Genomic DNA, 18,922 nt, shown 5'->3' with positions numbered 1-18,922 from the left:
CTCTCCCTCAGCCGGCGCTTGGGACGATGAGCGGCTTGATGATGCCGTCGAGCTTGGCCGAGAACAGGTGATAGCCCTCGGCGATGTGCTCGAGCGGGATCCGGTGCGTGACGATGTCGCTCGGCTTGAGGTAGCCGCTGCGAATGTGCTCGAACAGCCGCGGCCACTGGCGCTTGACGGGGCACTGGTTCATCCGCAGCGTCAGCCCCTTGTTCAGGGCGTCGCCGAACTTCACGGCGCTGAACATCGGGCCGTACGCGCCCATCACGGAGACGGTCCCACCCTTGCGCACCGAGTCGATGGCCCAGTTCAGCGCCACGGGGGAGCCGCCCTGCAGCTTGAGCTTGGCCGCGGTCACGTGCTGGAGGAAGTTGCCGTCGGCCTCGGCGCCCACGGCATCGATGGCGACGTCGGCCCCCAGGTGGTCGGTGATCCGCTTCATGTGCACGACGATGTCGTCGTACTCGGCGAAGTTGTACGTCTCCGCGTGGGCGAACGTGCGGGCCTTCTCGAGCCGGTACTCGAGGTGGTCGATGACGATGACCCGCCCGGCTCCCATGAGCCAGGACGACTTGGCGGCGAACAGCCCCACCGGACCCGCCCCGAACACCACCACCGTGTCACCCTCGACGATGTCACCGAGCTGGGCGCCGAAGTATCCCGTGGCCAGGGCGTCGGTGAGCAGCACCGAGTCCTCGTCGTCCATCCAGTCCGGGATGATGCTGGGCCCGACGTCGGCGAAGGGCACCCGAACGTACTCGGACTGTCCGCCGTCGTAGCCGCCACAGGTGTGCGAGTAGCCGTAGATGCCGCCGACGGCCGTGGCGTTGGGGTTGACGTTGTGGCAGTTGGAGTAGAGCCCTCGGGCGCAGAAGTAGCAGGAGCCGCAGTAGACGTTGAACGGCACCATGACCCGGTCGCCGACCTTGAGGTGCTGCACCGACGGGCCCACCTGGTCGACCACCCCGATGAACTCGTGGCCGAAGGTCATCCCCACCCGGGTGTCGGGCATCATGCCGTGGTACAGGTGGAGGTCCGAACCGCAGATCGCCGCGAGGCCCACGCGCACGATCGCGTCGTTCGGGTGCTCGATCCGTGGGACGTCCTTCTCCTCGACCCTGACCTTGTACGGCCCGCGGTACACCATCGCTCGCATCATCGCCGCCTCGGGGTAGCTCCTGCGTGAGGATCCCCAGCGTCACACGGCCCGGCGCGTCCCGCCGCCCGGGAGGTCCGGTGGCGCGGCCCGACGGCCGGCTCGACGTGCGGGCGGGGGGCTAGACCTCGGCGCGCACCTGCGCAGCGGCATCAAGTGCGGCGACCAGGCGGGCGGTCAGCTCTGGCTTGCTGCCCTCCGTCGACACCCCGACCTGCTGGGCGAGGGACACCAGCTCGCCCTTCCGCCAGGACCAGCACCGCAGCTCCGATCCGGTCAGTGCGGCGCTGAGCGGGGGGCGCGTCTCGGTCTCTTCGTCCACCTCCACATTCTCGCGTACGCACGCGCCTGCCCCGCACGCGGGCGATCTCCCGCGGAGTGCCGCGCAGGAACGGGGCCGGGCCGCCGTCGATGGCTAGGGTGCGCACATGACCTACGGGCTCATCGGGAAGCTCACCGCCCAGGCCGGCAGGCGCGAGGAGCTGGTCGACCTTCTCCTGCAGGCCGCCGAGGCCCTGACGCGGGACCCCGGCTGCCTCCACTACGTCGTGAGCACGTCGGACGAGCCTGAGGCGGTGTGGGTCTGGGAGGTCTGGGCCGACAAGGCCGCGCATGACGCCTCGCTGGAGCCGGCGGACGTCCGGGCGCTCATCCGGGCGGCGCGGCCGCTCATCGCGGGGATGTCCGACCAGGCCGGGCTGGCCGTCCTCGGCGGCAAGGGCCTGCCCCGCTGAGACGGCCGTCCTCCGCGGCCTGTCCCGCCGAGCCCGCGTGATGGACGTCGTGGAATGCCCGCGGGCCCCGCCCGGTTCTCTTTCGCGAGGGCCCGCCGCGGTGGCCCTCGGTGATGTCGGCCCCGGTGAGAGACTGGACGCCGCACCCTGACCCGGAGGAACGCTCAGATGGCTCTGCCCTACGACGACGACCCGAAGTTCGCCCCCTACGCCCACCCCGAGCGGCTCGTGAGCACCACGTGGCTGGCCGAGCACCTCGGCGAGCCCGGCCTCGCCGTCGTGGAGAGCGACGAGGACGTGCTCCTGTACGAGGTCGGGCACATCCCGGGCGCGCTGAAGGTCGACTGGCACCTGGACCTCAACGACCCCGTGACACGGGACTACGTCGACGGCGAGGCGTTCGCGGCCCTCATGTCCCGTAAGGGCATCGGGCGGGACACCACCGTGGTGATCTACGGCGACAAGAGCAACTGGTGGGCCTCCTACGCGATGTGGGTGTTCACGCTCTTCGGCCACCCCGACGTGCGCCTGCTCGACGGCGGCCGCGCCAAGTGGCAGGCCGAGGGGCGCGAGATGACCACGGTGGTGCCCGACGTCGCGCCCGCCGAGTACCCGGTCGTCGCCCGCGACGACGCCCCGGTCCGGGCGTACAAGGACGACGTCCTCGACTTCCTCGGCGGCCAGCTCGTCGACGTCCGCTCCCTGCCCGAGTACACCGGGGAGCGCACGCACATGGTGGACTACCCGCAGGAGGGCGCCATGCGCGGCGGCCACATCCCCGGCGCGCTGTCCGTGCCGTGGAGCCGCGCCGCCAACGAGGACGGCACGTTCAAGGCCCGCGACGACCTCGCGGTCATCTACGAGCAGGAGCAGGGCCTCGACCCGGCGCAGCCGGTGATCGCCTACTGCCGGATCGGCGAGCGGTCCAGCCACTCGTGGTTCGTGCTCGCGCACCTGCTGGGCTTCAGCGACGTCCGCAACTACGACGGGTCCTGGACGGAGTGGGGCAACGCCGTGCGCGTCCCGATCGCGCGCGGGGAGGAGCCGGGGGAGGTGCCCGCCCGATGAGCGAGCGCCTGCCGCAGGCCTTCGACGCCATCGCCCGGGACTTCAACGCCGTGACCGTGCCCGACCGGCTCCAGATGCTGCTGGAGTTCAGCCAGGCGCTGCCCGGCCTGCCCGAGCGCTACGCCGACCACCCCGAGCTGCTCGAGCCCGTCCCGGAGTGCCAGTCCCCGATCTTCCTCGTCACCGAGGTCGACGGCCCGGCCGACGACGCGACGGTGCACCTGTTCTTCTCGGCCCCGCCGGAGGCGCCCACCACGCGCGGCTTCGCGGGGATCCTCCACGAGGGCCTGGACGGGCTCAGCGCCCGCGAGGTGCTGGACGTGCCCGGTGACGTCTACAACCGCCTCGGTCTGGGGGAGGCCGTCAGCCCGCTGCGGCTGCGCGGCATGGCGGGGATGCTCGGGCGGATCAAGCGGCAGGTCCGGGAGAAGACGGGGGGCTGAGCCCGCTCGGCCCACGGACCGCTCGGCCCACGGCGGCGCCAACACCCGCTCAGTCCGCGCCGCCGCCCTGGACCGCCCCGGCACGCGCGTCGCGCGCCAGGCGTTCCCGCTGCGGCACGACCGTGTACTTCGGGTCCCGCGCCGACTCCTGACCCGCCTCGAAGATCGCGAACCTCGTGCACGCCGAGCCCGCGAGAAGCGCCACCCCGGAGACGGCGGCCACCGCGCGGCTGCGACCCGCGAGCAGCGAGCCCGCCGCCCCCGTGACGGTGAGCAGCTTGGCCGCCCGCAGGAGCGACCCGCCCCTGCCCTGGTGGAGCGGCTCGGCCGCGAGGCCCATGGAGTGTTCCATCCGCCGCTCGGCAAGCAGCTCCACCACCGCGCCGCCGAGCGCGAACCGCCGGGCCGGGCCCGCCTGGCTCACCGGGGCGGCGAGCATCCCGAGGCCACCCGACGCCGCGGCCGCCGAGGCCGTGAAGACGAACGGGAGCTCCCGGTACGCCTCGTGCCAGGAGGGGGTGGCGGTGTCGGCCAGCAGGACCGCGGTGTAGGCGGCCACCGGCGGGGCCGTGATCCCGGCGACGACGCCCGCAGCCCGGCCCAGCCGGGGCAGGACCGCCAGCGGCCCGCGCCTCAGCCCGGGCGGCAGCAGCAGGGCGCCCTCCGCGGCCGCGGCAAGCCCGGCGAACGGCCCGTACAGGGACAGGATCCAGGTCCCCACCGACATCGGGGACGTGAGCTTCGCGGTGCGCAGCATGTTCAGGAACCGCTCCGGCCTGCCCAGGTCGTGGACCAGCGCGGCGAAGCTGAACGTCAGCGCGCCGATCGCGCCGAGGCGGCCCGCCCGGCGCAGCGCCGGCCGGCCGGTGAGGTCCGCCCCCGCGGCCAGCAGCGACGACCCGGCCGCGAGGCCCCCGGCGAAGATGTACGCCGGGATGTCCGCCTCCCACGGGGACGGGCGGACCACCGGCCGGCCGTAGTAGGAGGTGAACTCCGCCTCGGGCACCATCGACCGGTCGCCACCGCCACGGCGACCGCCCCGCGGCCCGGTGCCGCGCCCCGGCCCGGTGCCGCGCCGGCCCGCCGGCCCGTGGTTGGGCCGATCGGGTCTCGCCGGTCCGTGGTCTGGGCCGCCGGGTGACCCGGGTGACCCGGCATCCCGTCGGCCCGCCGGCCCGTGGTCGTGCCGGCCGGGCCCCGCCGGCCCGCGGCCGCCGTCCGGCGCGGTCACTTCTTCCCCAGGAAGGCCAGGGCCGCGCCGGCCAGGAGCACCCCGGCGGCCGTCGTCGCGCGGTTGAACATCCGGGGCAGGTCCCTGGTGGTGACCACCGGGTCGGGCGGCAGGCCGTAGACCTCCGGCTCGTCGAGGAGCAGGAAGAACGCGCCGGCGCCGCCGACGCCGTCGGCCGGGTCGTCGCCGTAGAGCCGGGCGTCCGCCACGCCGTCCGCGCGGAGCGTCGCGGCCCGCGCGCGGGCCCGCTCACGGAGCTCGTCGAGGTCCCCGAACTGGATGGAGTCGGTGGGGCAGGCCTTCGCGCACGCGGGCTCCATGCCCGCGCCGAGGCGGTCGTAGCAGAGGGTGCACTTCTGGGCGATGCCGACGTTCTTGGCGCCCTCCGGGCCGTTGCGCCGCTCGATGACGCCGTACGGGCAGGCCGGCACGCAGTAGCCGCACCCGTTGCAGATGTCCGGCTGGACGACGACGGTGCCGAACTCCGTGCGGAACAGCGACCCGGTGGGGCAGACGTCCAGGCAGGCGGCATGGGTGCAGTGCTTGCAGACGTCGGAGGACATCAGCCAGCGGAAGTCCGGCTGCCCCTCGGTGTCGCCGGACGGGGCCGCCGCGGGCGCCGTCGGGCTCCCCGTGGCGCCAGCGACGGCGGGCAGCCCCACCGTCGGCATGCCCAGGTCCACCCTGGCGCGCCCGACGCCCGACTGCTGGCGGCCGAGCGGCTTCGGCTGCTCGATGAAGGCGACGTGCCGCCACGTGTTGGCGCTCAGCGCCCCGGTGTTGTCGAAGGACATCCCGAGCAGGTCGAACCCGTCACCCGGGACCTCGTTCCACTCCTTGCAGGCGACCTCGCACGCCTTGCAGCCGATGCAGACGCTGGTGTCCGTGAAGAACCCCTTGCGGGGCGGCGGGTCCCGGTAGCCGCTCTCCGCCGCCGGATCCACCGGCCCGAACAGGCTGTTCCTACCGACCATCGTCGGCTCCGTCCTCGTCGGTGGTCCGGTCTGCGTCGGCGCCCGGTTCCTGGCCGGCGTCCTGCGCCGTGACGTCCCGCCGGGCGGCCCCGCCACTGGCCGCGCCGCCCGCCCCGCCGCCGCCCGGCCCGCCACCGGCCGGCCCGGTCGGTGCGGCCGTGACCACGGGCCCCGGGCGGGCGCCGTCGATCCTGGCGCGGTGCCGGTAGCCGGCCACGTACTCGAGCAGCGCCGGCCCGCTGGGGCGGCGGCCGGGCCGGACGTCGCAGGTGCCGACCTTGCTCTCCTGGATCAGGACGTTGGGGTCCAGGGAGATGCCGAGCAGGTCGTTGGCGGAGTCGCCGCGCACCAGCCCGCCGCTGCCGAAGTGGTACGGCAGCCACACCTGGTGCACGGTGCGGCCCTCGACGCGCAGCGGGGCGAGCCGCTCGGTGACCAGGACCTGGCCCTCCACGGCCGCCCGGGCCGTGACCACGTGGCACCAGCCCATGTGCTCGAGGCCGCGCTCCTCGGCCAGCTCGGGGGAGACCTCGACGAACATCGCGGGCTGGAGCTCGGAGAGGTACTCCAGGTACCGGCTCATCCCGCCCGCCGTGTGGTGCTCGGTGAGCCGGCTCGTGGTGAACACGTACGGGAAGACGTCGCTGCGCTCCTCGGGCGGGCTCGGGTTCATCGGGTTGTCGTCGCGGCGGTACTCCACCCGCGTGGGGTTGGCCTGCTGGCCGTAGAGCGGGTTGCGGAACGGGGACTCCACCGGCTCGTAGTGGGTGGGCATCGGCCCGTCGATGAGCCCGCCGGGGACGTACAGGGCGCCCTTGCCGTCGCCCTGCATGATGAACGCGTCGTCGCCGGCGATGGCCTCGACCCCGCTGGCGCCCTCCGGCGGGGTGTACGAGGGCGGCTTGTTCAGCTCGAAGTCCGCGACGTCGTGCCCGGTCCACTGCCCGGCGTCCTCGTCCCACCACACGTAGGCCTTGCGCTCGCTCCACGGCCGCCCCTCACGGTCGGCCGAGGCCCGGTTGTAGAGCATCCGGCGGTTCGCCGGCCACGCCCAGCCCCACTCCGGGGCGACCCAGGACTGCTCCGACCCGGGCTTGCGGCGGGCCGCCTGGTTGACGCCGTCCTTGAACACGCCGGTGTAGATCCAGCAGCCGCCGAGCGTCGAGCCGTCGTCCTTCATCTCCGTGTAGGAGGACAGCGGGCGGCCGGTCGCGATCTCGTAGCCGTTGATCTCCATCAGCACGGCCCCGGCGCTGGGCTCGGTGTGCTCGCCGTGCGTGGGGTAGTCCCAGGCCAGGTCGAGGACGGGCCGGTCCCGCTCCGCCGTCGAGCCCGCCAGCCGCTCCCTGATGAGACGGCCGAGGTGGTAGAAGAACCACAGCTCCGAGCGGCAGTCGCCCGGCGGCTCCACGGCCTTCTCCCGCCACTGCAGCATCCGCTGGGTCTGGGTGAACGTGCCCTCCTTCTCCACGTAGGACGCGGCCGGGAGGAGGAAGACCTCCGTGCGGCACTCCTCGGGGACGATCTCGCCGGTCTCGACCTCGGGTGAGTTCTTCCAGAAGGTGGCGCTCTCGATCTCGAAGAGGTCGCGGACCACCAGCCAGTCGAGGTTGGCCATGCCGAGGCGCTGGGCGCGGCCGTGGGCCGAGCCGACGGCGGGGTTCTGCCCGAGCAGGAAGTAGCCCTTGACCTTGCCGTCGATCATGTCGAGCGTGGTGCGGTAGGTGCCGTGGTCGCCGGTCATCCGGGGCAGGTAGTCGTAGCAGTAGTCGTTCTCCGCCCTCGCGGCGTCGCCCCAGTACGCCTTGAGGAGGTTGACGCCGTACGCGCCGGCGTTCGCCCAGAAGCCCTTCGCGCCGGGGTGGCGGACGGTGTCGACCCAGGCCTGAAGCGAGGTGTGCTCCTCGGCGTTGGGCATCGGCAGGTAGCCCGGCAGCAGGTTGAACAGGGTCGGGATGTCGGTCGAGCCCTGGATGGATGCGTGCCCGCGCAGCGCCATGATGCCGCCGCCGGGCCGGCCCATGTTGCCAAGCAGCAGCTGGAGGATCGCGCCGGTGCGGATGTACTGGACGCCCACGCTGTGCTGGGTCCAGCCGACGCTGTAGACCAGCGCCGTGGTGCGCTCCCGCCCGGAGTTGGACACCCACGCGTCGCACACCTGCGCGAAGACCTCCCGGGAGACGCCGCACGCCTCCTCCACCATCTCGGGGGTGTAGCGCGCGAAGTGCCGCCTCAGGATCTGGTAGACGCACCGCGGGTGCTGCAGGGTCTCGTCGCGCTGCGGCTCTCCCTCCACCTGGATGCCGTGCGTCTCGTGCTGCAGCGGCCCGGCGGTCGCCCGCCTCATCGCCTGCGTCTCCTCCTCCTCGCCGCCCGCCTCCTGCCCGGCGTACTGCCAGCTGGAGACGTCGTAGGTCCGGTGGTCCCGGTCGAAGCCGGAGAACAGCCCGTCCAGGTCCTCGGTGTCGCGGTAGTCCTCGCTGACGATCGTCGCGGCGTTCGTGTAGGCCGTGACGTACTCGCGGAAGTCCAGGCCGTTGCTCAGCACGTGGTTGATGATCGCGCCGAGGAACACGATGTCGGTGCCCACGCGCAGCGGGACGAACATGTCGGCCACCGCGCTGGTGCGGGTGAAGCGGGGGTCGACGTGGATGACCTTGGCGCCGCGCGCCTTCGCCTCCATCACCCACTGGAACCCGACGGGATGGGCCTCCGCCATGTTCGAGCCCTGGATGATGATGCAGTCAGCGTTGGCGAGATCCTGCTGGAAGCCGGTGGCGCCGCCGCGACCGAAGCTGGTCCCCAGACCGGGGACCGTGGAGGAGTGTCAAATGCGCGCCTGGTTCTCGATCTGCAGCGCCCCGAGGGCGGTGAAGAGCTTCTTGATGAGGTAGTTCTCCTCGTTGTCCAGCGTCGCGCCGCCCAGGCTCGCGATGCCCATGGTGCGCCGGACGATGCGGCCCTTCTCGTCGAGGTCCTGCCAGGTGTCGTTGCGGGCGCGCACGACCCGGTCCGCGATCATGTCCATCGCGACGTCGAGGTCGAGGTCCTCCCAGTCGGTGCCGTAGGGCCGGCGGTAGCGGACCTTGGTCTGGCGCATGGAGCTGGTGACGAGGTTCTTGCTCGCCGAGCCCTTGGGGCACAGCCGCCCGCGGGAGATCGGGCTGTCCGGGTCGCCCTCGATCTGGATGACCTTCTCGTCCTTGACGTAGACCCGCTGCCCGCAGCCGACGGCGCAGTAGGGGCAGACGCTGCGGGCCACGCGGTCCGCCGTCTCCGTGCGCGCGGTGAGCTGCTCGGTGCGCTCGGACCGGACCGCCGGGCCGCGCCCGAGGGGGTCGGGGCCCGTGAGCTGGCGCACGACGGGCCAGGACAGGAACGTCTTCCGCGACACCATGGCGGCCTCCTCACCTACGCGAGCACCGTAGCGAACGCCCCGGCGGGGCGCACCCGGTCACGCCACCCGGATGGCGGCGTCGCCGGCGGGGACCAGCTCCCCGATCACGGGATACCCGGGGACCTCCCCGGCCACCAGCAGCCCGCCCGAGGTCTGGGCGTCCGCGAGCAGCACCAGCTCGTCCTCGCCGACGCCGGCGGCGACGTGGGGGCGCACCCAGTCGAGGTTGCGGCGGCTGCCGCCGGGGACGAAGCCGGCCGCCAGCGCCTCGCGGGCGCCGTCGAGATAGGGCACCGCCGCCGGGTCGAGGACGGCGGAGACGCCGCTGGCGCGGCACATCTTGAACAGGTGCCCGAGCAGCCCGAAGCCGGTGACGTCGGTGGCGCACACCGCGCCCGCCGCCAGCGCCGCCCGGGACGCGTCCCGGTTCAGGGTCGTCATCAGGGCGACGGCCTCCTCGAAGACCTCCCCGGTGGCCTTGTGCCGGTTGTTGAGCATCCCCAGGCCCAGGGGCTTCGTCAGGGTGAGGGGCACACCGGCGGCCCCGGCGTCGTTGCGCAGCAGCCGCGACGGGTCCGCCAGGCCCGTGACGGCCATCCCGTACTTCGGCTCGGGGTCGTCCACGCTGTGCCCGCCGGCGAGGAACGTCTCCGCCTGGGCGCACACGTCCGCGCCGCCGCGCAGCACCTCCGCGGCGACGTCGAACGGGATCTTCTGCCGCGGCCACGAGAGCAGGTTGACGGCGACGAGGGGCGTGCCGCCCATGGCGTAGACGTCGGAGAGCGCGTTGGCGGCCGCGATCCGGCCCCAGTCGTACGGGTCGTCGACGACGGGGGTGAAGAAGTCGGCGGTGACGACGACGGCGCGCGAGCCGTCGATCCGCACCGCGGCGGCGTCGTCGCCGTTCTCGAGGCCGACGAGCAGCTCCTCGCCGGCGCGACCGGCCGGCAGGCCGGCGAGCACCCGTTCCAGCTCCCCGGGGGGCACCTTGCACGCGCAGCCGCCACCGGCGGCGTACTGGGTCAGTCGCAGCTGCGTCGCCGGTGCGCTCATGCGCGTCACTGTACGAAGGCATCCGGCCACGGTCCAGGGCATCGGCGTCTAGGGTGGCGGCGGAGGCGTTCCTCGTCTGGTGACGGGCGCGGTCTTCAAAACCGTAGTGGCCGAGCATCTCGGCCAGGCGGGTTCGATTCCCGTCCGCCTCCGCCAGGTGCCTGGGAGGGCATGTGCAGGACCACCGCAGGTCCACGCCGCGGACCGACCACGTGCTCGCCGACCCGCGCCTGCGCGCGGCCGCGGCACGGCTGGGCGACCCGCTCGTCAAGGGCGTCGTGGTCGCCGTCCTCGACCGGTGCCGCGCGGGCGAGATCGCGCCCGCGGACGTCACCGCGGCGGCGCTGGCCGCCCTGCCCCCGGTGGCGACCGGGATGCGCCGGGTGGTCAACGCGACCGGCGTCGTCGTCCACACCAACCTCGGGCGCGCGCCGCTCTCCGACGCCGCGGTGGGCGCGCTCGCCGTCGCGGCCGGGGCCACCGACGTCGAGCTGGACCTGACCACCGGCCGGCGGGGCGCCCGCGGGCGGACGGCGCTGGCCGCGCTCGCGGCGGCCGTGCCGGACGCCGGCGGCGTGCACGTGGTCAATAACGGCGCCGCCGCCCTCGCCCTGGTCACCTGCGCGCTCGCGATGGGCCGGAACGTCGTCATCGCGCGCGGCGAGATGGTCGAGATCGGCGACGGCTTCCGCATCCCCGAGCTCATCGGGTCGCTCGGCGCCACGCTCCGCGAGGTCGGCACCACGAACCGGGTGCGCCTCGCCGACTACGAGCGGGCCGTCGACGCCGAGACGGCGTTCGTCCTCAAGGTGCACCCGTCCAACTTCGTCGTCTCCGGTTTCACCTCCACCGTCGAGGTCGCCGCCCTGGCGTCGCTGCCGGTGCCCGTGGTGGTCGACATCGGCTCCGGCCTCCTCGCGCCCCACCCGCGGCTGCCGGGCGAGCCGAGCGCCGCGGCGGCCCTGCGAGCGGGGGCCGACCTGGTGACGGCCTCCGGCGACAAGCTGCTCGGCGGACCCCAGTGCGGGCTCCTGCTGGGCCGGGCGGAGCTGGTCCACCGGCTGCGCCGGCACCCGTTCGCCCGGGCCCTGCGGGTGGACAAGCTCACCCTCGCCGCGCTCGAGGCCACCCTGACGGGACCCCCCACGCCGGTCGCGCGGGCGCTGGCGTCCACCCCGGAGGAGCTCATGGCCCGGGCGGTGCGCCTGGCCGCGAGCCTGTCCCCGGCCGTGGCGGCCACCGCCGTGGCGTCCACAGCCGCGGTCGGCGGGGGAGGGGCGCCCGGCGTCGAGCTCCCCAGCGCCGCCGTCGTGGTGCCGGCCGCACTGGCCGGGCCGCTGCGCCGCGGCGAGCCGCCCGTGGTCGGCCACACCCGCCGCGGCGGCCTCCTGCTCGACCTCATCGCCGTGCCACCCGGCGAGGACGACGCCCTGGCGGACGCGGTGCGCCGGGCCGCCGGGGGGAGCTGACATGCACGTCGTGGCCACCGCCGGCCACGTCGACCACGGCAAGTCCACCCTCGTGAAGGCCCTGACCGGCGCCGACCCCGACCGCCTGGCGGAGGAGCACCGGCGGGGCCTGTCGATCGAGCTCGGCTACTGCTGGACCGCGCTGCCGCCGGCCGGTGACGTCGCGTTCGTCGACGTCCCCGGTCACGAGCGCTTCCTGGCTACCATGCTGTCCGGGATCGGCCCGGTCCCGGCGGTCCTCTTCGTCGTCGCCGCCGACGACCCCTGGATGCCGCAGGCGGCCGAGCACCTGGCCGCGCTGGACGCCCTGGGCGTCACCCACGGCGTCCTCGCCGTGACCCGCTCCGACCTCGCGGACCCCGCCCCGGCGCGCGAGCGGGCGCTCGCGGAGCTGGGCCGGACGTCGCTGCGGGGCGCGGCCGCGGTCACGGTGAGCGGCCGGACCGGCCAGGGGCTGGACGAGCTGCGCTCCCGCCTGCTCGAGATGCTCGGGTCCCTGCCGGTGCCGGGTGCCGACGCGGACGTGCGCCTGTGGGTCGACCGGCGCTTCAGCGTCCGGGGGGCGGGGACCGTCGTCACCGGCACGCTGCCTGCCGGCCGGGTCGCGGTGGGCGACACGCTCGCCCTCGGCGACCGGGCGGTCCGGGTCCGCGGCGTCCAGTCGCTCGGGCGGCCCGTCGCGGAGGCCCGCGGCGTGGCGCGCGTGGCGCTGAACGTCGCGGGCGAGGACCTGGCGGGGCTGGACCGGGGGTCGGTGCTGGTCACCCCGGGCGCCTGGCACCTCACCGACGTCGTGGACGTGCGGGTCGGCGCGCCGGCTGACCTCGGACCCTGCCGCCGGCCCGTTCCGCCGGAGAGCCCGCTGCTGCACATCGGCGCGACCGCGGTGGCCACCCACCACCGCCCGCTCGGCGGCGACCTGGCCCGGCTGACCCTCGACGCGCGCCTGCCGCTGCGCGTGGGGGACCGCGCGGTCCTCCGCGACCCCGGGAGCCGCGCGCTCTGGGGCGTCACCGTCCTGGACCCCGCGCCGCCGCCCCTGCGGCGGCGCGGCGCCGCGGCCCAGCGCGCCGAGGTCCTCGCCGGTGAGGGCGGCGGGGACCGTGCCGGCGACGGCGGGGACCTGGCCGCGGAGGTGCGCCGGCGCGAGGTCGTCCCGCTGGCGCTGCTGCGGCGCATCGGCGTGCCGACGGGGGACGCCCAGGCGGCGGGCGTGGTGGCGGGGGGATGGGTGATGAGCCACGACCGGGCGCGCCGCGCCGGCGAGGAGGCCGCGCGCGTGGTCGACGCCCACGACCGCGGCGCGCCGCTCGACCGCGGGGTGCCGGTGGCGGTCCTGGCCGCCGCGCTGGGCCTGCCGTCCGCCGATCTCGTCCGGGCCGTCCTCCGCCCGCCGCTGCGCCTGAGCGAGGGCCGGGTCACGGCGGGTGTGCCGCACGCCGACCTGCCGCCCGGGGTGGAGCGGGCCGTCGCCACCCTCGAGCGCGACCTGCGCGCGAGCCCGTTCGCGGCGCCGACGGCCGACCGGCTGCGCGAGCTGGGGCTGGACGAGCGGGCGCTGGCGGCGGCGGCCAGGTCGGGGCGGCTGCTCCGGGTGGCGCCGGGCATCGTGCTGCGCGCCGGCGCGGACGCGGTCGCCGCGGCGTGGCTGGCCGAGCTGCCCCAGCCCTTCACGACCAGCGAGGCACGCCGGCGCCTCGGGACCACCCGGCGGGTCGTCCTGCCCCTCCTGGAACGCCTCGACCGCCTGGGGCTGACGCGCCGGCTGCCCGACGACCGCCGTCAGGTCGGGTCCGCGCCGGGCGGCGGGTGAGCGCCCAGGTCGCGCGTGCCGTCGCGGGTCTTCCGTAACGCGCGGGACTCGGTTAGCGTCAGGTGTGGATCAGATCCGCCCGCACAAGCGGGGCCGGAAGGTCGACACCCGGGGACATCGGCGTCCTCCGGGCATGGAGGAAGCCATGTGGTCCGACGAGGACGAGTCCTGGGCCCGATACGCGGCCTGCGCGGACGCGGAGCCCGACGCCCTGTTCGTGCGGGGGGCGGCGCAGCGCTCCGCGCGGGCGCTGTGCCTGGGCTGCGCGGTGCGGATGCAGTGCCTGGCTGAGGCCCTGGACTCCCAGATCTCCTTCGGCGTGTGGGGCGGCCTGACGGAGCGCGAGCGGCGCGCGCTGCTGCGCCGCTTCCCCGACGTCGACGACTGGCGGGTGCGCCTCGCCGGCGCGGACCCGGAGGGCAACGCGCTCATCGCCGAGCTGCGGAGCCAGCGCCCGCCCCGGGCCGCCGGCCGTCCGACCGGCAGGGGCGGGACGCTGGAGTCCGTGGCCGGCTGAGCGGCCCGCGCCCGGCAGGTCACGCCTTTCGCTGCGGGCTGCCCGCCGGTCGCCGGCCGGCCGGTCGCCGGCCCGCGGTCACCCGTCCGAGGTCACCCGCCCGCGGTGACCTCCAGGACCACCTGACGGGCCGGGGGCGCGGACGGTTCCGCGCCGCAGCTGGCCGGGCGCGGGGCGCCCTCGTCAGCCACGGTCTCGACGACCACCCGCCAGGCCGTCCGCCCCACGCGCCACCGCGTCAGCGTCCGGGCACCCTGCACCTCGGCGGAGAGCAGGGCGGCGCCGTCGGCGGCCTCTGCCCCGGCGGCGCGGCGCACCGCGATCTCCGCCGCCTGCACCGGCTGCGGCAGCGCCGCCCGGCCCCGCAACGCGCCCAGGAGCAGCCGCCCCTCGTCGTGGCAGCGCACGAGGGCAGGGGCGTCCGCCGCGCCCAGCCGCCCGTAGACGACGCCGTCGGGGACGACGAGGACGTTGGCCGCCAGCCGGTGGCCCCCGAGGTGGCTGACCTCCCACGTGCGCGCGGGCTCCACGTCGCCCAGCGCCCTCGCCACCGGACGGCCGAGCTCCCCGCAGCACGCGTCGCGCCGCGCGTGGGTGCATGCCAAGTACTGCGTGCCGAGCGGCCGCCAGCCGGCCGGCGTCCGGCCGGTGCGCAGCTCGCCGAGCAGCCCCGGCACGTCCCAGCCCAGGATCTCGGACACGCCCTCGACGCTGGTCCGCGCCCCCCGCCCGCCGGCCTGGTCCACGGCGACGAGCATGACGGTCGCGGGGGAGGGGATGCCGTGGCGGGCCCCCGGGCGCCGGACGAGCAGCGCGGTCACGCCGAGCGGCTCGAGGACCCGGCCGAGGTTCCCGCCCAGGTCGACGTGGGCGCCACCCGGGCCGCGGAACACGGCATCCCGGAGCGGCTTCTTGCCCCACGGGCCGCCGTGCTCGACGAGGAGGAACCCGCGTGCGGTGGAGGCCGTGCCGGCGAGCGGGTCGCCGTTCTCGACGCTGAGACGGCTGCAGGCCTGCGGTCGGGTGCTGATCATCGGGCGACGCTACCGCGCCGGCGCGGTCCCGCGGCCGCCGTCGCGCACCCGCGGTCCCGCGGCGGGTATGCGCGGTGCGGGGGTGCGACCTACGCTTCATTCCGCATGGTCCACAAGGTCAGCGCCCTTCGGGAGCGGTGCCACGGCCGCACCGGAGCGCGGGGCTTCTCGGCAGAGAAGGCGGGCGTCATGGGTGAGCACGGTTCTTTCACCGACGAGGAATCCATCTACGACGAGTCCCCCGGCGGCGGCGGGGGAGGCAAGATCAGCGTCGTCCGGATCTCGTCGGTCGCGGCGCTCGGCGGTTTCCTGTTCGGCTACGACAGCGCGGTCATCAACGGCGCGGTCGCCGCGGTGCAGGACCGGTACGACGTCAGCAGCGGGCCGTTGGGCTTCGCCGTGGCCTCCGCGCTCCTGGGCGCCGCCGTCGGCGCCCTCTCGGCCGGGCGCATCGCCGACCGCGTCGGCCGCCTCGCCGTCATGCGGATCGCCGCGGTGCTGTTCCTCGTCAGCGCGGTGGGCACCGGCCTCGCACCCAACCTGTGGGTCTTCATCGTCGGGCGCATCGTCGGCGGCCTGGGTGTCGGCGTCGCCTCCGTGATCGCCCCCGCCTACATCGCCGAGATCGCGCCGGCCCGCATCCGGGGGCGACTCGGCTCGCTCCAGCAGCTCGCGATCGTCACCGGCATCTTCCTGGCCCTCCTCGTCGACTTCGTGCTGGCCACCATCGCCGGGGGCTCGCGGCTGAGCCTGTGGCTCGGGCTCGAGGCCTGGCGCTGGATGTTCCTCGCGATGGTCGTGCCGGCGCTCGCCTACGGCATCCTGTCGCTCACGATCCCCGAGTCCCCGCGCTACCTCGTCGGGACGGGCCGGATGGCCGAGGCGCGCCGGGTCCTCGCGGGTGTGCTCGGCCCCAAGAACCTGGACTACACGATCGGCCGGATCCAGGAGACGCTGAAGGACAAGACCCGCCCGAAGTGGCGCGACCTCAGGGCCCCCGGCGGGGGCCTGTACCCCATCGTGTGGGTGGGCCTGTTCCTGTCGATCTTCCAGCAGTTCGTCGGCATCAACGTGATCTTCTACTACTCGAACATCCTGTGGGAGGCCGTCGGCTTCAGCGAGCAGAACTCCTTCATCATCACGGTCATCACCGCCGTGGTGAACGTCGGCACCACGCTGATCGCCATCGCGAGCGTCGACCGCTTCGGCCGCAAGCCGCTGCTGCTCATCGGCTCGGTCGGCATGGCGGTGACGCTGGCCACCATGGCCGTCATCTTCGGCACCGCCCCGATCAACGCGGAGGGCGCGCCGGTGCTCGCCGGCGCCACCGGCCCGATCGCGCTGGTGGCCGCCAACCTCTTCGTCGTCTCGTTCGGCATGTCGTGGGGCCCGATCGTGTGGGTGCTGCTCGGGGAGTCCTTCCCCAACCGCATCCGGGCGGCGGCCCTGTCCCTGGCCGCCGGCGCCCAGTGGGTGGCGAACTGGCTGATCACCGTGAGCTTCCCCGCCATGAAGGACCTCTCCCTCGGCATCGCCTACGGGTTCTACGCCCTGTGCGCGATCCTGTCGTTCATCTTCGTGTGGAAGTTCGTGCGCGAGACCAAGGGCATGGAGCTCGAGGACATGCAGCACCGCACCTAGGGCGCGCCGCGCAACCGCACGAGCACGCCCCGCAACCCCACATCCGCCGCACCATTCCCCGTTCCACGGGGCCGAACAGGAGGACACTGGGGGCAGGTCGTGACGGTGGGCAGCTGCGACGCTCCACCGGAACGGGTATCGGTCCTCGCGCCGACGGCGCGGGCCGCAGCCCAGGAGGTGCCCCGTGACCCAGCCGCTCCCGCTCGCCGACGAGCTCGCGGTGGTGTTCGCCCGCATGTCCGGCCTCCTGCTCTCGCAGGAGACCGTCGGCAGCGCCCTGCGCCTCGTGACGTCGCTCGCGGCGGACACCATCCCCGGCACGGTCGGCGCGGGCATCTCTCTCATGGACCAGCACGGGCGCCGCACCACGACGGCGGCCTCCGACGCCGTCGTCGAGCGCGCCGACGACCTCCAGTACGAGCTCGGGGAAGGTCCGTGCCTGCAGACCTGGGCCGACCGCGCCACGTGCCGGGTCGACGAGCTGGCCACCGAGAGCCGCTGGCCGCGGTGGTGCCGCGCCGCCGCCGCGCTCGGCCTCCACTCCGTGCTCAGCGCCCCCATGGTCGCCGGGGACGTCGCGCTCGGGGCGATCAAGGTCTACTCCTTCCATCCCGGGGCCTACGACCCGCGCAGCGAGCACCTGCTGGCGATGTTCGGCGCGCAGGCCGCCGTGCTCGTCGCGAACGTGCAGTCCTACGAGAACGCCCGGCGCCTCACCGACGACCTCAAGGACGCCTTGCGCAGCCGGGACACCATCTCGGTGGCCATGGGGATCGTGATGGCCCGCGACGGCATCGACGAGGACGCCGCGTTCGCGACCCTCATCGGGATGTCGCAGCGCGAGCGGAAGAGCGTGCGAGACGTCGCCCAGTCCCTGGCCCGCGGCACCGCCCGGCGCCGGCGGTAGGGCGATGGCCAGGGACGGCGGCGAGCTCGAGCAGCGGCGCCTGCTCGGCCTCGCCCGCGAGCGGGCGGACCTCAGCCTCGAGCAGCTGTGGCGCCGCTACTTCGCGCTCGGGGGCAGTGCCGGGCTCGTCGAGGTCGAGGCGTACCTGAGCGGCCTCCTCCCGCTGCCCGCCCAGGAGCGGGACCGCCTCGCGCTGGCCGTGAACGAGCGGATCGACGAGATGACCTGGCGGCGGGGCGTGCCCTACAGCCACACCATCCGCCTGCCGCAGCCGGAGGACGGCTTCACGGGCGCCGCCATCCGGGTCGTGGACGGCATGCACCTGGCACCCCCCGACCGGCTCGCGGCGGTGGCCGCCGCCGCCGGGGCGGCCCTGGGGGTCCGGATCGTCCTCTACCTCGTCGACTACGACCAGAAGCGTCTGTACCCGGTGCCCGGGCCGGGCGCCGAGGACCGCCCGCCGCTGGGCGTGGACACCTCGGTCGCCGGGCGCGCGTTCCGGCTCCTGGAGACGATCGGCGTCGAGACGGGCGGGCGGGCGCGCGTGTGGGTCCCGCTGGTCGACGGCGCCGAACGCCTCGGCGTGATGGAGGCGGTCCTGACCGAGCCGGGGGACCCGCACGATCTCGCGCTCAGGCGCCAGCTCGCCTGGCTGTCCATGCTCATCGGCCATCTCGTCGTCGCCACCACGCACTACGGCGACGCCCTGGACAACGTGCAGCGCCGGCGCCCGCGCGACGCGGCCGCGGAGCTGGTCTGGCAGCTGCTCCCCCCGATGACCGCGGGCACGGACAAGCTGGTCCTCGCCGGCGCCGTCGAGCCCTGCTACAACGTCGGCGGAGACGCCTTCGACTACGCCCTCTCCGAGACGACGGCGCAGCTGGCCATCTTCGACGCGACCGGGCACTCGCTGGACTCCGGCGTCGTCACGGCCATGGCGCTGTCCGCATACCGCAGCGCCCGCCGCAACGGCGGCACGCTCTTCGACCAGGCGATGGCCATCGACGAGATCATCACGGGCCAGGTGGACAGCACGGGCCGGTTCGTCACCGCGGTGCTCGCCGAGCTCGACCTGGGCTCCGGCCGGCTCCGCTACATCGCCGCCGGGCACCCCTACCCGCTGCTCATGCGCCGGAAGAAGGTCGTCAAGTCGCTGACCGGGGGGCGCCGGCCGGTGTTCGGGATGCCCGCGCGCGGGGTCAGCGTCGCCGAGGAGATCCTCGAGCCGGGCGATGTGCTGGTGCTCTACACGGACGGCATCACGGAGGCGCGCGACCGGGAGGGACGGTTCTTCGGCGTGGACCGGCTCGTCGACTTCCTCGAGCGGGAGATGTCGACGGCCCAGCCGCCGCCGGAGACGGTGCGCCGGCTCGTCCGCAACGTGCTGGGGTACCAGAACGACGTCCTGCAGGACGACGCGACCATCCTGGTCGCCCGGTGGGCGGACCTCAGCGACCAGTTCAGCCTGCAGCCGCGCCGGTGACC

Annotated in this window: 16 protein-coding genes and 1 tRNA gene; 10 read left to right on the top strand and 7 right to left on the bottom strand. The window is 74.6% G+C overall.

What is annotated here, in order from left to right; translation table 11 throughout:
• Window positions 1-7: 7 nt before the first annotated feature.
• On the bottom strand, window positions 8-1,156 hold the full coding sequence (locus EJK16_RS13970) for a zinc-dependent alcohol dehydrogenase (RefSeq protein ID WP_127130317.1): 1,149 nt from the start codon (window positions 1,154-1,156) through the stop codon (window positions 8-10).
• Between the two features lie 121 nt (window positions 1,157-1,277).
• The gene (locus EJK16_RS13965; RefSeq protein ID WP_127130315.1) at window positions 1,278-1,478 is read right to left on the bottom strand and encodes an SAP domain-containing protein; all 201 of its coding nucleotides are present in this window, start codon (window positions 1,476-1,478) and stop codon (window positions 1,278-1,280) included.
• A 106-nt stretch (window positions 1,479-1,584) separates the two neighbouring features.
• On the opposite strand from EJK16_RS13965, the gene EJK16_RS13960 reads away from it, so the two are divergent.
• The 3 genes from EJK16_RS13960 (at window position 1,585) to EJK16_RS13950 (ending at window position 3,401) form a co-directional block, all read left to right on the top strand.
• Window positions 1,585-1,890, top strand: coding sequence for a putative quinol monooxygenase (locus EJK16_RS13960; RefSeq protein ID WP_127130313.1), 306 nt, complete (start codon window positions 1,585-1,587; stop codon window positions 1,888-1,890).
• A 168-nt stretch (window positions 1,891-2,058) separates the two neighbouring features.
• Window positions 2,059-2,958, top strand: a complete 900-nt coding sequence (locus EJK16_RS13955; RefSeq protein WP_127130311.1) for a sulfurtransferase — start codon at window positions 2,059-2,061, stop codon at window positions 2,956-2,958.
• Entirely contained in the window at window positions 2,955-3,401 is a 447-nt protein-coding gene (locus EJK16_RS13950) for a SufE family protein (protein WP_127130309.1), read from the top strand. Before EJK16_RS13955 ends, EJK16_RS13950 begins: the two co-directional genes overlap by 4 nt.
• A gap of 49 nt (window positions 3,402-3,450) precedes the next feature.
• Here the strand turns inward: EJK16_RS13950 and nrfD are convergent, their stop codons facing one another.
• From nrfD to selD, 4 genes are all read right to left on the bottom strand, one after another.
• On the bottom strand, window positions 3,451-4,410 hold the full coding sequence (gene nrfD / locus EJK16_RS13945; RefSeq protein ID WP_127130307.1) for an NrfD/PsrC family molybdoenzyme membrane anchor subunit: 960 nt from the start codon (window positions 4,408-4,410) through the stop codon (window positions 3,451-3,453).
• A 218-nt stretch (window positions 4,411-4,628) separates the two neighbouring features.
• On the bottom strand, window positions 4,629-5,606 hold the full coding sequence (locus EJK16_RS13940; RefSeq protein WP_127130305.1) for a 4Fe-4S dicluster domain-containing protein: 978 nt from the start codon (window positions 5,604-5,606) through the stop codon (window positions 4,629-4,631).
• Complete coding sequence (gene fdh, locus EJK16_RS13935; RefSeq protein WP_240646067.1) at window positions 5,596-9,003, bottom strand: formate dehydrogenase; 3,408 nt, start codon at window positions 9,001-9,003, stop codon at window positions 5,596-5,598. The genes EJK16_RS13940 and fdh overlap by 11 nt, the downstream gene beginning before the upstream one ends.
• A 57-nt stretch (window positions 9,004-9,060) precedes the next feature.
• Window positions 9,061-10,056 carry a selenide, water dikinase SelD gene (gene selD, locus EJK16_RS13925; RefSeq protein ID WP_127130299.1) on the bottom strand — a complete coding sequence of 332 codons (996 nt, stop codon included), beginning with the start codon at window positions 10,054-10,056 and terminating at the stop codon, window positions 9,061-9,063.
• 61 nt (window positions 10,057-10,117) lie between these two features.
• Here selD and EJK16_RS13920 point away from each other — a divergent pair.
• The 4 genes from EJK16_RS13920 (at window position 10,118) to EJK16_RS13905 (ending at window position 13,855) form a co-directional block, all read left to right on the top strand.
• Window positions 10,118-10,212: transfer RNA gene (locus EJK16_RS13920), tRNA-Sec, on the top strand.
• A gap of 17 nt (window positions 10,213-10,229) precedes the next feature.
• Complete coding sequence (selA, locus tag EJK16_RS13915) at window positions 10,230-11,525, top strand: L-seryl-tRNA(Sec) selenium transferase (protein WP_127130297.1); 1,296 nt, start codon at window positions 10,230-10,232, stop codon at window positions 11,523-11,525.
• A gap of 1 nt (window position 11,526) precedes the next feature.
• Window positions 11,527-13,338 carry a selenocysteine-specific translation elongation factor gene (selB, locus tag EJK16_RS13910; protein WP_127130295.1) on the top strand — a complete coding sequence of 604 codons (1,812 nt, stop codon included), beginning with the start codon at window positions 11,527-11,529 and terminating at the stop codon, window positions 13,336-13,338.
• A 145-nt stretch (window positions 13,339-13,483) separates the two neighbouring features.
• Window positions 13,484-13,855: a WhiB family transcriptional regulator gene (locus tag EJK16_RS13905; RefSeq protein WP_127130293.1), complete on the top strand. Its 372-nt coding sequence runs from the start codon at window positions 13,484-13,486 to the stop codon at window positions 13,853-13,855.
• A gap of 92 nt (window positions 13,856-13,947) precedes the next feature.
• On the opposite strand, the gene EJK16_RS13900 is transcribed toward EJK16_RS13905, so the two are convergent.
• Complete coding sequence (locus tag EJK16_RS13900) at window positions 13,948-14,889, bottom strand: sucrase ferredoxin (protein WP_127130291.1); 942 nt, start codon at window positions 14,887-14,889, stop codon at window positions 13,948-13,950.
• Window positions 14,890-14,994: 105 nt separating this feature from the next.
• On the opposite strand from EJK16_RS13900, the gene EJK16_RS13895 reads away from it, so the two are divergent.
• The 3 genes from EJK16_RS13895 to EJK16_RS13885 all read left to right on the top strand — a co-directional run bounded on the left by EJK16_RS13895 (window position 14,995) and on the right by EJK16_RS13885 (window position 18,920).
• Window positions 14,995-16,530, top strand: a complete 1,536-nt coding sequence (locus EJK16_RS13895) for a sugar porter family MFS transporter (protein ID WP_240646066.1) — start codon at window positions 14,995-14,997, stop codon at window positions 16,528-16,530.
• A 184-nt stretch (window positions 16,531-16,714) separates the two neighbouring features.
• Window positions 16,715-17,437 carry a GAF and ANTAR domain-containing protein gene (locus tag EJK16_RS13890; protein WP_127130287.1) on the top strand — a complete coding sequence of 241 codons (723 nt, stop codon included), beginning with the start codon at window positions 16,715-16,717 and terminating at the stop codon, window positions 17,435-17,437.
• A 4-nt stretch (window positions 17,438-17,441) separates the two neighbouring features.
• Entirely contained in the window at window positions 17,442-18,920 is a 1,479-nt protein-coding gene (locus tag EJK16_RS13885) for a PP2C family protein-serine/threonine phosphatase (protein ID WP_127130285.1), read from the top strand.
• The last annotated feature ends 2 nt before the right edge of the window (window positions 18,921-18,922 follow it).

Source organism: Georgenia sp. SYP-B2076 (assembly GCF_003991205.1).
Classification (GTDB): Bacteria; Actinomycetota; Actinomycetes; order Actinomycetales; family Actinomycetaceae; genus Georgenia.
Note: the sequence above shows the minus strand (reverse complement) of the source record. Positions and strands in the feature narration are given on the sequence as shown.

Coding starts and splice junctions, on each gene's coding strand:
- EJK16_RS13940 (WP_127130305.1), bottom strand. CDS start 5,606: ATGGTCGGTAGGAACAGCCTGTTCGGGCCGGTGGATCCGGCGGCGGAG.
- EJK16_RS13900 (WP_127130291.1), bottom strand. CDS start 14,889: ATGATCAGCACCCGACCGCAGGCCTGCAGCCGTCTCAGCGTCGAGAAC.
- selD (WP_127130299.1), bottom strand. CDS start 10,056: ATGAGCGCACCGGCGACGCAGCTGCGACTGACCCAGTACGCCGCCGGT.
- nrfD (WP_127130307.1), bottom strand. CDS start 4,410: ATGGTGCCCGAGGCGGAGTTCACCTCCTACTACGGCCGGCCGGTGGTC.
- EJK16_RS13955 (WP_127130311.1), top strand. CDS start 2,059: ATGGCTCTGCCCTACGACGACGACCCGAAGTTCGCCCCCTACGCCCAC.
- EJK16_RS13970 (WP_127130317.1), bottom strand. CDS start 1,156: ATGCGAGCGATGGTGTACCGCGGGCCGTACAAGGTCAGGGTCGAGGAG.
- EJK16_RS13885 (WP_127130285.1), top strand. CDS start 17,442: ATGGCCAGGGACGGCGGCGAGCTCGAGCAGCGGCGCCTGCTCGGCCTC.
- EJK16_RS13905 (WP_127130293.1), top strand. CDS start 13,484: ATGTGGTCCGACGAGGACGAGTCCTGGGCCCGATACGCGGCCTGCGCG.
- EJK16_RS13950 (WP_127130309.1), top strand. CDS start 2,955: ATGAGCGAGCGCCTGCCGCAGGCCTTCGACGCCATCGCCCGGGACTTC.
- selB (WP_127130295.1), top strand. CDS start 11,527: ATGCACGTCGTGGCCACCGCCGGCCACGTCGACCACGGCAAGTCCACC.
- EJK16_RS13895 (WP_240646066.1), top strand. CDS start 14,995: ATGGTCCACAAGGTCAGCGCCCTTCGGGAGCGGTGCCACGGCCGCACC.
- EJK16_RS13960 (WP_127130313.1), top strand. CDS start 1,585: ATGACCTACGGGCTCATCGGGAAGCTCACCGCCCAGGCCGGCAGGCGC.